The organism is Actinoplanes sp. NPDC051411 (assembly GCF_040682075.1).
Taxonomy (GTDB): Bacteria; Actinomycetota; Actinomycetes; order Mycobacteriales; family Micromonosporaceae; genus Actinoplanes.
The window spans coordinates 1-12,174 of sequence record NZ_JBFBAD010000214.1; the positions used below are offsets into that span (position 1 = coordinate 1).

Below are 12,174 nucleotides of genomic sequence, written 5' to 3' on the forward strand. Positions count from 1 at the left end.
GCAGCGCCGCCCGGTAGGCCCCGGCGTGGTCACCGGCGGCGGCGAGGTGCCGGGCGGCCTCGGCCGGCGGGGTCAGGTCGGCCAGGCGGGTGTGCAGCTCGGTGCGGGCGGCCGCGTCGAGCAGCCCGGCCGCGGTCTCGGCCAGATAGGTCGAGACGGGCAGCAGCGACCCGTCGGCCGCCGCCGTGACCAGCCCCGCTGCCTGCAGGTCGCCGGCGCCCGGCCCGAGCAGGCCCGCCGCGGCCGGCCGGCCCAGCAGGCCGAGCGCGGCCAGCGCGGTGCGCGCCGGCCGGGGCAGGTCGGCCAGGGCGGTCGCGATCGCGTACGCCACCTGGTCGATGTCGCCGCCCGGCGTGCCCCGGCCGGCCGCCGCGTTGCGGGCCAGCGCGGTGACCGCGAGGGGGTTGCCGCCGGCCCGGTCGGTGACCGCGGTCAGGGCGGCGTCGTCGAGCCGGCCGCCGACGGTGCGCCGGGCCAGTTCCCGGGCGGCCTCGCGGCCCAGCGGCGGGACGCCGATCCAGGCGGCCGCCGCCTCCCGCAGCGCCCGCTCGGCCGCCTCACCGAGCCGGTGCGGGGTGCGCAGGGCGACCAGCACGCGGATCCGGCCGGCCAGGTGCGGCAGGGCGGCCAGGGTCGCCGGGTCGGCGTACTGCAGGTCGTCGAGGACCAGCAGCCCGCCCCGCACCCGCGACCGGACCGCCTCGGCGAGCAGGTGCACGTCGTGGGCCGGCAGCCGGGCCCGCACCGCCCGCGACAACGCGAGCGCGGGCACCGCCGACAGCATCGCCAGGCCCCCGCCGGCGTGCACCGGCCCCGGCACCGCGGCGGTGATCTCCCGCAGCGCGGTGCTGCGGCCGCAGCCGGGCGGCCCGGTCAGCACGACCAGGGCAGGCCCGCGCAGCAGGGTGACCGGGTCGTCTCCGGGCACTGCCGCCACCGGCCCCTCCCCTCCCCGTGTCGGCGCCTGGCACGAACACGGGATCCCGTGCCCGGCGGCGCTCCGTAGGCTGTCCGTCGAGCGGGCACCCCTGCCTGCCGTCGTTTCCCGAAGCCGTCGTTCCCCGCAATCAGGAGGGTGCCGTGCCGACGTCCGCGGTCCGCCCATTGTCGCTGACAGTGTGCACGGCTGACGAGCCGTGGTGACCGGTCCGCTGAGCGCCACCGTGGCGACGCTCTGTGATCAGCTGCGTGGCGAGCTCGGCCCCGACCCCGCTCAACAGGTCGGACAGATCCGCGACCGGCTCGGCGAGCCGCTCCGGGTGGCGATCGCCGGCCGCCTGAAAGCCGGAAAGTCGACACTCGTCAACGCGCTGATCGGCCGCCGGGTCGCCCCGACCGCGGTCGGCGAGTGTACCCGGGTGGTCACCCGGTTCCGCTACGGACCGGCCGACCGTGTCGACGTGGTGTGCCGCGACGGTGACCGCCGGTCGCTGCCGCTCGACGACGACGGCATGATCCCGCAGCGCCTGGGGGTGCCGGCCGGCCGGGTCGCCTACGTCGACGTCACGCTGACCAGTGCGAAGCTGCGCGACCTGACCGTCGTCGACACTCCCGGCCTGGCGTCGACCGACACCGGGGTCAGCGCCCGCGCGCGGGAGGCCGTCGGCACTGCTCCGCAGGCCATCAGTACTGCTCCGCAGGCCATCAGTACTGCTCCGCAGGCCACCGGTACCGCCCCGTTCGACGCCGACATCGACGACGCCTCGGCGGCCGAGGTCGCCGCCGCCGAGGCCGTCGTCTACGTGTTCACCCAGGCCGTACGGGCCGACGACGCCGAGGCCCTGGAGGCGTTCCGGGCCGCGTCGGCGCGCCTGTCGTCGAGCCCGGTCAACGCGATCGGCGTGCTCGGCAAGGTCGACACCCTGGTCGCCGGGGCCGCCGACCCGTGGCCGGTCGCCGGCCCGCTGGCCGCTCAGCAGGCGCAGCTGCTCGGGCGGACGGTCAGCGACGTCGTACCGGTCGCCGGGCTGCTCGCCGAGACCGCCGAGGCGGGCCGGCTCACCGGCGCCGACGGCGCCGCCCTGCGCGAACTGGCCCGGCTGCCCGCCGGCCGGCTGCGACTGCTGCTCGCCTCGGCCGACCTGTTCCGCACCCGGCCCGGCCCGCTCGGCGCCGAGCAGCGCGAACGCCTGCTCGACCGGCTCGACCTGTACGGCATCGGTTTCGCCCTCGCCCAGTACGCCGCCGAACCGGGCCTGCCGACCGCGGAACTCGTCCGCCGCCTGGAAGCCGCCTCCGGCCTGCCCCGCCTGCGCAACACCCTCGACGAGACGTTCCGCTGGCGCTCGGACGCGATCAAGGCCGGCTGGGCCCTGTCGCGGCTCGACCGGCTGGCCGGCCGGGTCCGTGACCCCCGCGACCGCGACCGGCTGCGCGACACCGTGCAGCGGCTGCTGCGCGACCCCGCCTACCACCGGCTGCGCCTGCTCGACGCCGCCCAGCGCGTCGCCACCGGCGACGTGCCGATGCCCGCCGACTGGGAGGCCGAACTGACCCGCCTGGCCACTTCCGACGACCCCCGCTGGATCCTGCGCCTGCCGGCCGCCGGCCCGGCCGAACTCGCCGCCGCGGCCACCGCGGCGGCCAACCGGTGGCGGGTGTACGCGGTCGCCGGCGCCGGCCCGGCCCAGTCCCGCGTCGCGCAGGTCGCGCACCGCGGCTTCCAGCTGCTCGCCCAGCAGATCCGCGGGCCGGTGACCCGATGACCGACCTCACCACCGTCCTCGACGCCGCGGTCCGCGACACCCTGGCCTACGTGTGCACCGCCGACCCGGACGCCGGCGCCGAACTGGCCGACCTGCGGCGCCGGCATCTGGTCCGCCCGTCGCTGGTCGTCGTCGGCGAGACCAAGCGCGGCAAGAGCTCCCTGATCAACGCGCTGCTCGGGGTGCCCGGCCTGTCCCCGGTCGACGCGGCCGTCGCCACCGCCACCTACCTGCAGTTCGTGCCCGGCCCGCGGCCCGCCGCCCGGGCCTGGGCCCCCGGCGCGGGCGAACCGGCCGAGATCACCGACCTGGCGGCGTGGGCGACCGGCCGGCAGCGGGCCCGCCGCATCGAGGTCACCCACCCGGCGCCGCTGCTGCGGTACCTGAGCCTGCTCGACACCCCGGGCGTCGGCGGCCTCGACCCGGCCCACACCGCCGTCGCGCTCGACGCCGTCGACAAGGCCACCGCGCTGCTGTTCGTCGCCGACGCCTCGGCCCCGCTGTCGAGGCCCGAACTCGACTTCCTCGCCACCGCCAGCGACCGCGTCGACGCCGTCGTGTTCGCCCTCACCAAGATCGACGCGTACCCGGGGTGGCGCCACATCCTCGACGACAACCGCGCCCTGCTGCAGGCGCACGCGCCGCGCTTCGCGCGGGCGCCCTGGTTCCCGGTCTCCGCCTCCCTGGCCGAGCTGGCCGTCGCGGCTCCGGCCGCCGACCAGGGCGCCCTGGTCGAGGCGTCCCGGATCGCCGAGCTGCAGCACGCCCTGGTCGCCCTGGCCGGCCACGGCCACCAGCTGCAACTGGCCAACGTGCTGCGGGCCGCCCGCGGCGAGCTGGCCCGGCTCTGCTCCGCCGCCGGACAGCGGCTGCGGGCCGCCGAGGCCGACCCGGCCCGGCAGGCCGCCGCCCGCGCCGAACGCGCCGCCCTGGCCGCCCGCAAACGCACCGAGTCCCGGCAGTGGACCCTGCTGCTCAGCAGCGAGACCCAGCGGGCCCGGGTCGAGACCGTCGGCGCGCTGCGCACCCGCATCGCCGCGCTGCAGCAGGACTTCGCCGCCCGCATCGACACCGGCCGCGGCGACACCCTGACCGGCCTGCCCGACGCCCTCGACACCGAACTGCAGGCCGTCGCGGTCCGGCTGTCCGAACAGCTGCAGATCACCTTCCAGCAGGTCGGCGAGAAGGTCCTGGCCGAAGTGTTCACGCTGGCCGAACGGGAGGACATGATCGGCCGGCTCAACGCCACCCTGCGGCACACCCTGGCCGCGCGGCCCCCGCGCGACGGCTCCGGTGAGAACCTGCTCATCGCCCTGTCGGCCGGCGGCATCGCGTTCATGGCCGGCCGCGGCGCCATCCTCGGCGCCTCCGTCCTCGCCGTCGGCGGCCTGCTGGTCCCGGTCGCCGGCATCGGTTTGGGACTGGCCGCCGGCGGATACGTCCTGTGGCGCCGCCGCGTGCAGACCGACCGGCAACAGGCCCGCACCTGGCTGCGCGACATCCTCGCCGAAGTACGCGCTGCCCTGGCCGACGAGATCGCCAACCGCTTCACCGACCTGCAGTACGCCCTCAACACCGCCGTCGACGACGCCGTCGAACGCCGGCTGCGCGACCTCGACGCCCACATCGCCGAGATCGACGCCGCCGCCGCCGAGGACGCCGCCGGCCGCGCCCGCCGCCGGGCCGCCGCCCAGCAGGAACTCGACACCGCCCGGGCCCGTCTGCGCGCCGCCGACGACGCGCTCGCCCGGGCCCGCACCCTGACCCCCGGCGAGCCCACCGAGGAGACACGATGACCGACCACCACGACTTCGGCGACCACCACTTCGACGAGGACTACCCGCCGCCGGACTACCACCACGACGACCAGCCGCAGTTCGAGGAGCCCGAGCACTTCGACCACTTCGACGACTTCGGGCACGAGCTCCACACCGAGGTGCCGGACGAGATCGCGCACCACGTGCCGACGACCGAGGACGTCCACGTCGTCGACGACCAGGTCCACCACGACACGGCGCCCGGCGACGACCCGGCCCCGGCCGACGTGTTCCCGCCCCCGGTCGACGTCGGTGATCTGCCCGAGCCCGTCGACGGCTTCCCCTGGACCGACGCGGCCACCCTGGGCAGCCCCGACCTGGGCAACGCGGACCTGGGCGGCCACGACGCCACGCTGCCGGTCGACCCGCACGAGCTCGCCGAATACGCCGGCACCGAGATCCCGCCCGGCGCCGACCCGTGGACCGTCCTGGCCGACAGCGACGACCCCGCCACCAGCGCCCTCGCCCGGTTCTGGCACGACCCGGCCTCCTGAGTACGCGGCCCCTGGGAAACGGTCGCACCCACCTGGCATAGTGACCGGCGCCATCGATCGACGACCGGGAGCAACCGCCATGGCCGCCAGCCAGACCCAGCTCGAACCGCCCGCGGCCGGCCGCCGGGAACGCACCGGGTGGTACTTCTACGACTGGGCCAACAGCGCCTTCCAGACCACCGTCATCACCGTCTTCCTCGGCCCCATGCTCTCCGCGGTCGCGAAACAGGCCGCCGGCTGCCCGCTCGGCGCCGACAGCTGCCACGGCACCGTCCACCCGCTCGGCATCCCGGTCGCCGCCGGCAGCTACTTCCCCTACCTGGTGTCCCTGTCGGTGCTGCTCACCGTTGTCGTGCTGCCCGTGATGGGCGCCGTCGCCGACCGCGTCCCGAAGAAGAAGCCGCTGCTCGCCGCGACCGCCTTCACCGGCAGCGTCGCCACCGTCGCGATGGCCTTCGTCACCGGCGACCGCTACCTGCTCGGCGGCCTGCTCTTCCTGATCGCCAGCATCGCCTACAGCGCGTCCATCGTCATCTACAACTCGTTCCTGCCCCGCCTCGCCGGCCCCGACGACCGCGACCGCGTCTCCAGCCGCGGCTGGGCGGTCGGCTACCTCGGCGGCGGCCTCCTGCTCGCGATCAACCTGGTCGCCGTCAGCTTCTTCTCCATCGAGGGCAACGACCTGCGCACGCTCGACATCGCCCGCTGGTGCATCGTCAGCGCCGGCGTCTGGTGGGCCGTGTTCACCCTGGTCCCGCTGACCGCGCTGCACGAGCACCCCGGCGCCTCCACGGTCCGGGAAGAGCGCGGCAGCCTGCTGACCGACGGGTTCAAGCAGCTCGGCCGCACCCTGCGCGGGCTGCGGGCGTACCCGCTGACCCTGTTCTTCCTGCTCGCCTACCTGATCTACAACGACGGCATCCAGACCGTCATCGCGCTGGCCAGCACGTTCGGCACCGAGGAACTGCACCTCGCCCAGTCCACGCTGATCGTCACGATCCTCATCGTGCAGTTCCTGGCCTTCGGCGGCGCCCTGCTGCTCGGCCGGATGGCGGCCAGCATCGGCGCCCGCAACACGGTCCTGTTCAGCCTGCTGCTGTGGCTCGGCGTCGTCGTCGCCGCCTACTGGCTGCCCGACCGCCGCGCGGTCCCGTTCATGGTCCTCGGCGCCGGCATCGGCATCGTGCTCGGCGGCAGCCAGGCCCTCTCCCGGAGCCTGTTCGCGCAGCTCATCCCGGCCGGCCGGGAAGGCGAATACTACGGCTTCTACGAGATCAGCTCCGGCGGCACCAGCTGGATCGGCCCGCTGTTCTTCGGCCTGATCTTCCAGCTCACCGACAGCTACCGCCTCGGCATCATCTCGCTGGTCGTCTTCTTCGTCGTCGGCGGCGTCCTGCTCGCCCTCGTTCCCATCCGCCGCGCCGTCACCGCCGCCGGCAACACACCCCCCAGACTGATCTGATGGACCTCACCGTCGACCACCGGGCGGCCACGCCGCCCTACGAACAGATCCGGCTGGGCATCGCCACGCTCGCCGCGGACGGCACGCTGGCCGCCGGGTTCCGGCTCCCTCCCGTACGCGCGCTGGCCGCCGACCTCGGCGTCGCCGTCAACACCGTCGCCCGCGCCTACCGGGAGCTGGAACAGGCCGGCCTCGTCGAGACCCGGGGCCGGGCCGGCACCGTCGTCACCGCCCGCGCCACCGGCACCTCCGTGCGGGCCCAGAACGCCGCCCGGGCCTACGCCGCCACCATCCGCGCCCTCGGCGTCCCGACCGAGACCGCGCTCGCCCTCGTCGAGGCCGCCCTGGGTTGACGATTGTGGACCGACCGGGAAACGTAGGCCCCGACCCGCTTGCTGTCCGTAGGGATGTGATGACGATGCGCCGAGTCCTCGTGGTGGGCGCCGGCCAGTCCGGCCTCCAGCTCACCCTCAGCCTCCTCGCCGAGGAGGACTACGAGGTCACCCTCATCACCGCCCGCACCGCCGACGACATCCGCGACGGCGCCCCGATGAGCACCCAGGGCATGTTCCAGCAGGCCCTGGAGACTGAGCGCGCGTACGGCCTCAACCTGTGGGACGACACCGCCCCGATGTACGACGGCCTGCACATCACCCTGTCCGCCCCGCCCGGACAACTGGCCCTGGCCATCAACGCGCCGCTCGACTTCCCCGGGCAGAGCGTCGACCAGCGCCTCAAGATGGCCACCTGGCTCGAGCTGGCCGAATCCCGCGGGGCCACCGTCATCCACCGGGCGGTGTCCGCCGCCGACCTCGACCGGCACACCAGCAGCGGCGAATACGACCTGGTCGTGGTCGCCGCCGGCAAGGGCGACCTGGTCCCGCTGTTCGACCGCGACGCCACCCGCTCGCCGTACACGGCGCCGCAGCGGGCGCTCGCCTTCGCCTACGTCAAGCCGCTGGAACCCGACCCGGACTGGCCCACCCCGCACATCGGCTTCAACGCCGTGCCCGGCATCGGCGAACTGTTCGTCATCCCCGCCCTCACCCGCACCGGCCCCTGCGACATCCTGTTCTGGGAGGCCGTGCCCGGCGGCCCGGCCGACGTCTTCACCCCCGGCATGGACCCGGCCGACCAGCTCGCCCGCACCCTCGAACTCGCCGCCCGCTACGTGCCCTGGGTGCACGAGCGGGCCGAGAAGGCGGAGCTCACCGACGCCCGGGCCACCCTGGCCGGCCGCCTCACCCCCACCGTCCGCCGGCCGGTCGCCCACCTGCCCGGCGGCGGCATCGCCCTCGGCATGGCCGACGTCGTGGTGCTCAACGACCCGATCACCGGCCAGGGCAGCAACACCGCCGCCAAATGCTCGGCCGCCTACCTCGCCGCCATTCTCGGCCGCGGCGAGCGGCCCTTCGACGAGCAGTGGATGACGGCCACGTTCGAGGACTTCTGGGCCACCACCGCCCGGGCCGTCACCGACTGGACCAACGCCATGCTGCAGCCGCTGCCCGAGCACGTGCAGATGCTTCTCGGCACCGCCGCCGGCAACCCGGCCGTCGCCCGCCGCTTCGCCAACGGCTTCAGCGACCCGACCGACTTCGACGACTGGTTCATGAGCCCGCAGGCCGCCCAGAACTACCTCGAGACCCTCTGACGGGACGCGCGTAGCGCCGCGGCCCCGCTCCGTTTTCGCACGATTGTCGCTCTCCGGCACTTGCGGGGGCGTCGGCGCGCTTGCCAACATCAATTGTTGTCGTTGCGTCACCGACCGATCACGGAGGAACATCGTGAAGTACGTCAAGCTGGGCTCGACCGGCCTGGACGTGTCGCGGATCTGCTTCGGTGCCCTGAGTTTCGGCGCGCCCGGCCAGGGCGTCCACGGCTGGACCCTGGACCTCGACGAGGCCCGGCCGATGCTGCTGCGGGCCCTGGAGTCCGGCGTGAACTTCCTGGACACCGCCAATGTGTACTCGGCCGGCAGCAGCGAGCAGATCGTCGGGCAGATCCTGCGCGACTACGGCCACCGCGAAGAGATCGTGCTGGCGACCAAGGTTCACGGGCGGACGCGGCCCGGGCCCAACGGCGTGGGACTGTCCCGCAAGGCGATCATGGCCGAGATCGACAACAGCCTGCGCCGGCTCGGCACCGACTACGTCGACCTCTACCAGATCCACCGGTGGGACCCGGCGACCCCGATCGAGACCACCATGGAGGCGCTGCACGACGTGGTGAAGGCGGGCAAGGCGCTGCACATCGGCGCGTCCTCGATGTGGGCCTGGCAGTTCGCCAAGGCCCAGCACATCGCCGAGCGCAACGGCTGGACCCCGTTCACCACCATGCAGAACCACTACAACCTGATCTACCGCGAAGAGGAGCGGGAGATGCTGCCGCTCTGCGCCGACCAGGGCGTCGGCGTCATCCCGTGGAGCCCCCTGGCCCGGGGCCGGCTCACCCGGGAGTGGGACACCGTCAGCGCCCGCAGCGAGACCGACGAGTTCGGCAAGATCCTCTACCGTGACACCGACCGCGAGATCGTCGGCCGGCTCGGGCAACTGGCCGCCAAACGGCAGCTGCCGATGGCACAGCTCGCGCTGGCCTGGCTGCTGTCCAAGCCGGAGGTCACCTCCCCGATCGTCGGCGCCACCAAGCCGCACCATCTCGACGACGCCATCGCCGCGCTGGACGTGGAACTCGACGAGGAAGAGATCAACTACCTCGAAGAGCCGTACCAGCCGCACCCCGTCGCCGGGCACCCGATCACCCAGCTGCCGGGCCAGCACTGAGCGGTCCGGCAGCCGTTGTCCGGGGCGGCTCAGCCCTGCCGCATGACCGGCTCGTCCAGGGCCGCCGGGAACCGGGCCAGCAGGCCCGCCAGCTCGGCGGCCAGATCCCGGGCGTCCGCGGCGCCGAGCTGGTCGCCGCGGTAGGCGACCAGCCCGATCAGCCGGCCGTCGCGCTGCGCCATCGTCACCGTCAGGCCGAACTTGGCGTTGTCGCTGCGCAGCGCGTCGTTCAACACCGGTGTCAGCGGTGCCCCGCCCAGCACGGCGGCGTGGTCGTCGAGCAGGTTCATGTTCAGCGTGACGTTGACGTACGGGGTGTGCCCGAACCGCCGGACCGGATTGAGCCGGGCGATCACGTCGTCGAACTGGGCGGACTGGTGCTCCAGCGCGCCCAGCGCCGCGCCGCGCATCCGCAGCAGGGCGTCCCGGACGGTGCTGTCCGCGGTCACCCGCGAGCGCAGCACCGCGGTGTTCAGGCACGGGCCGAGCAGGCGGGCGAACCGGGGCTGGTCCCGGTTCGCCGTCGGCGAGCCGAAGGTGACGTCGTCCAGGCCGGTCCGGCGGTGCAGGGTCACCGCCAGCGCGGAGGCGGCCACCATGAACCAGCTGACGCCGTGCCGGGACTGCACCGCGCGCAGCGAGTCCAGCAGGTCCGCCGGCAACGGGATCCGGAACGCCCCGTTCGGCTCCGGCCGCGCCGGCGCGGGCAGCGGCGTGTCCGGGGAGGCGCCGTCCAAGGTGGAGGCCCAGTAGTCCAGGTCGGTGGTGCAGGCCTCGCTGTCGCGCTGCTCCCGCTGGTAGGCGGCGAATTCCCGGTACTGCACGACCGGTCGCGGCCGGTCCGCGGCGCTGTAGTGGCGGTCCAGCTCCGCGAGCAGGACCGGGATCGACTCCCCGTCGATCACCAGGTGGTGCAGGCAGAACAGCAGCACCTGGTGGTCGTCGCCGAGGTCGCCGAGGGCGGCCCGCAACAGCTGCCCGGACCCGAGATCGAACGGCCGGCGCAGGGCGGCCTCGAGCCAGGCCGTCATGCCGTCGGGGGCGGTGCGCAGGTCGAGCGGTTCCACCGCCGGCACCCACGGTTCCCGCAGCCGCACCGACAGCCCGGTGTCGTCGTCGACGAACCGGGTCCGCAGGATCTCGTTCTCGGCCACCAGCCGGCCCAGCGCCTCGCGCAGCCGGGCGGGGTCCAGCCGGCCCGCCACCCGCCAGGCGAGCGGCACGTGGTTGCGCACGCCCGGATCGATCAGCTCGGCCAGCCAGATCCGCTGCTGGAAGGCGGTCATCGCCAGCGGGACCTCGGCGGGGGCGGCCTCCGCCCGCGGTGCCGCCGGTGCCGCCAGCCCGAGGACGTGCGCGGTGAAATCGTCCAGCCGGGAGTGCTCGAACAGCGTCCGGATCGGGATCCGCACCCCGAACCGCTCGCCGGCCGCACCCACCAGGGCGCCGGCCATCACGGAATGCCCGCCCAGGGTGAAGAACGAGTCGTCCGGCTTGATCCCCTCCTGCTTGAGCACCTGTTCCCACACGGCGGCCATCCGGCGTAGCTGCGGCCCGGTCGCCTGACCGGCGGACAGCGCCATACCCGGCACGGAGTCCATGAGCGTGGTGTCTCCTCATCTCGTGGTGTGAGAGACCTGCGCACGCGGCCCGGCCCGGAGATCTCGGCCGGGGTGCGCCGTGCGGTCGATGCTACCGCCGCTCCGGCGGCGCCTGAACCGGGAAAACCGGCCACCACAGTGGACGGCGGCGGTCGGTGCGGCCGCCCTGACGTTCGACAGGATGACGCGGCCGCGCGACTGTGGTCGGATCGAATTCCGGTGAGCGTCGCACCCGCGGGGGGACTGAGGATGTCGGACGACGGCCTGTTGCACACCCGGGTTCTCGGCCGGCCGGGGGCGGCCCCGGCCTGGCTCGACAGCGCCGGGCGGCCGCTGACCTACCGGGAGCTGATCGAGCGGTCGGGGCGGCTCGCGAGGCGCCTGGCCGGCGCGGGAGCCGGCCCGGGCGAGCGGGTCGCGCTGTTCCTGGAGCGCGGGGCCGACATGGCGGTCGCCGTGCTCGGTGTGCTGCGGGCCGGTGCGGCGTTCGTGCCGCTCGGCCTGCAGGAGCCTCCCGCGCGGCGCGCGCTGATGCTGGCCGACTGCGCGCCGGCGGTGGCGCTGGTGCACGACGCGACGGCGGCCCGGTTCCGGCACGACGGTGTCCGCACGCTCGGCGTCGACGGGACCGGCGAGGCCGAGGGCGAACCGGCCGCCGCCACCCCGGACGATCCCGCGTACGTCGTCTACACCTCCGGATCCTCCGGCGCCCCCAAGGGCGTGGTCGTCGAGCACCGTAACCTCACGCCGCACCTGGACTGGCTCGCCGGGCGGCTGCCGCTCGGGCCGGGCGACCGGCTGCTGCAGGTGGCGCCGTACACGTTCGACGCCTCGCTGACCGACTTCCTCTGGCCGCTGCGGGCGGGCGCCACCGTGGTCTCCCTCGCCGAGGGCGATCATCTGGACCCGCTCGCCATCGCCACCGCCCTGGTCAGGCACGAGATCACCGCGGTCCGGCTGCCCCCGGCGACGCTGGCGTTGCTGCTTGATGAGCCGCAGTTCCGCAACGCCACCGGCCTGCGGTACCTGATCAGCGGCGGGGACCGGCTGCCCACCGCGGTGGCCCGCCGGGTCGCCGGGCTGCTGCCCGGCGTGCGGCTGTTCAACCGGTACGGGCCGACCGAGGCGGCCGTAGCGGTCACCTACCACGAGTTCGACGCCGGCCCGGACACCGGCCCGGAGGTGCCGATCGGCCGCGCCGTCACCGGGGCCGAGCTGGAGGTCTCGCCGGACGGGGAGTTGCTGATCGGCGGCGCCTGCGTGGCGCGCGGCTACCTCGGCGACGCCGCGCTCACGGCGCGGCGTTTCGTCC

General features: G+C 74.5%; 10 protein-coding genes. 8 read left to right on the forward strand and 2 right to left on the reverse strand.

All coding sequences use genetic code 11. The features are described 5' to 3' along the window. On the reverse strand, positions 1-937 hold a 937-nt coding region (locus tag AB0M88_RS51040; RefSeq protein ID WP_364115214.1), incomplete at its 3' end, for an ATP-binding protein. A 202-nt stretch (positions 938-1,139) separates the two neighbouring features. Here AB0M88_RS51040 and AB0M88_RS51045 point away from each other — a divergent pair. The 7 genes from AB0M88_RS51045 to AB0M88_RS51075 all read left to right on the forward strand — a co-directional run bounded on the left by AB0M88_RS51045 (position 1,140) and on the right by AB0M88_RS51075 (position 9,261). Next, positions 1,140-2,705 carry a dynamin family protein gene (locus AB0M88_RS51045; RefSeq protein WP_364115216.1) on the forward strand — a complete coding sequence of 522 codons (1,566 nt, stop codon included), beginning with the start codon at positions 1,140-1,142 and terminating at the stop codon, positions 2,703-2,705. Continuing rightward, positions 2,702-4,501 carry a dynamin family protein gene (locus AB0M88_RS51050; RefSeq protein WP_364115218.1) on the forward strand — a complete coding sequence of 600 codons (1,800 nt, stop codon included), beginning with the start codon at positions 2,702-2,704 and terminating at the stop codon, positions 4,499-4,501. The genes AB0M88_RS51045 and AB0M88_RS51050 overlap by 4 nt, the downstream gene beginning before the upstream one ends. Further along, positions 4,498-5,016: a hypothetical protein gene (locus AB0M88_RS51055; protein WP_364115220.1), complete on the forward strand. Its 519-nt coding sequence runs from the start codon at positions 4,498-4,500 to the stop codon at positions 5,014-5,016. Before AB0M88_RS51050 ends, AB0M88_RS51055 begins: the two co-directional genes overlap by 4 nt. A 79-nt stretch (positions 5,017-5,095) precedes the next feature. After that, entirely contained in the window at positions 5,096-6,478 is a 1,383-nt protein-coding gene (locus AB0M88_RS51060; protein ID WP_364115222.1) for an MFS transporter, read from the forward strand. Beyond that, positions 6,478-6,831 carry a GntR family transcriptional regulator gene (locus AB0M88_RS51065; RefSeq protein ID WP_364115224.1) on the forward strand — a complete coding sequence of 118 codons (354 nt, stop codon included), beginning with the start codon at positions 6,478-6,480 and terminating at the stop codon, positions 6,829-6,831. The genes AB0M88_RS51060 and AB0M88_RS51065 overlap by 1 nt, the downstream gene beginning before the upstream one ends. Before the next feature lie 65 nt (positions 6,832-6,896). Beyond that, positions 6,897-8,132 carry a styrene monooxygenase/indole monooxygenase family protein gene (locus AB0M88_RS51070; protein ID WP_364115226.1) on the forward strand — a complete coding sequence of 412 codons (1,236 nt, stop codon included), beginning with the start codon at positions 6,897-6,899 and terminating at the stop codon, positions 8,130-8,132. Positions 8,133-8,265: 133 nt separating this feature from the next. Further along, complete coding sequence (locus AB0M88_RS51075) at positions 8,266-9,261, forward strand: aldo/keto reductase (RefSeq protein WP_364115228.1); 996 nt, start codon at positions 8,266-8,268, stop codon at positions 9,259-9,261. 29 nt (positions 9,262-9,290) lie between these two features. Here the strand turns inward: AB0M88_RS51075 and AB0M88_RS51080 are convergent, their stop codons facing one another. Next, entirely contained in the window at positions 9,291-10,862 is a 1,572-nt protein-coding gene (locus tag AB0M88_RS51080) for a condensation domain-containing protein (protein WP_364115230.1), read from the reverse strand. A gap of 249 nt (positions 10,863-11,111) precedes the next feature. Between AB0M88_RS51080 and AB0M88_RS51085 the strand changes: the two genes are divergently transcribed. After that, a partial coding sequence (locus AB0M88_RS51085) for an AMP-binding protein (RefSeq protein ID WP_364115232.1) occupies positions 11,112-12,174 on the forward strand: 1,063 nt, incomplete at its 3' end.

Bases quoted from the DNA above. Each gene is read 5' to 3' on its own strand.
- AB0M88_RS51050 (WP_364115218.1), top strand. From the start codon at position 2,702: ATGACCGACCTCACCACCGTCCTCGACGCCGCGGTCCGCGACACCCTG.
- AB0M88_RS51055 (WP_364115220.1), top strand. From the start codon at position 4,498: ATGACCGACCACCACGACTTCGGCGACCACCACTTCGACGAGGACTAC.
- AB0M88_RS51060 (WP_364115222.1), top strand. From the start codon at position 5,096: ATGGCCGCCAGCCAGACCCAGCTCGAACCGCCCGCGGCCGGCCGCCGG.
- AB0M88_RS51065 (WP_364115224.1), top strand. From the start codon at position 6,478: ATGGACCTCACCGTCGACCACCGGGCGGCCACGCCGCCCTACGAACAG.
- AB0M88_RS51070 (WP_364115226.1), top strand. From the start codon at position 6,897: ATGCGCCGAGTCCTCGTGGTGGGCGCCGGCCAGTCCGGCCTCCAGCTC.
- AB0M88_RS51080 (WP_364115230.1), bottom strand. From the start codon at position 10,862: ATGGACTCCGTGCCGGGTATGGCGCTGTCCGCCGGTCAGGCGACCGGG.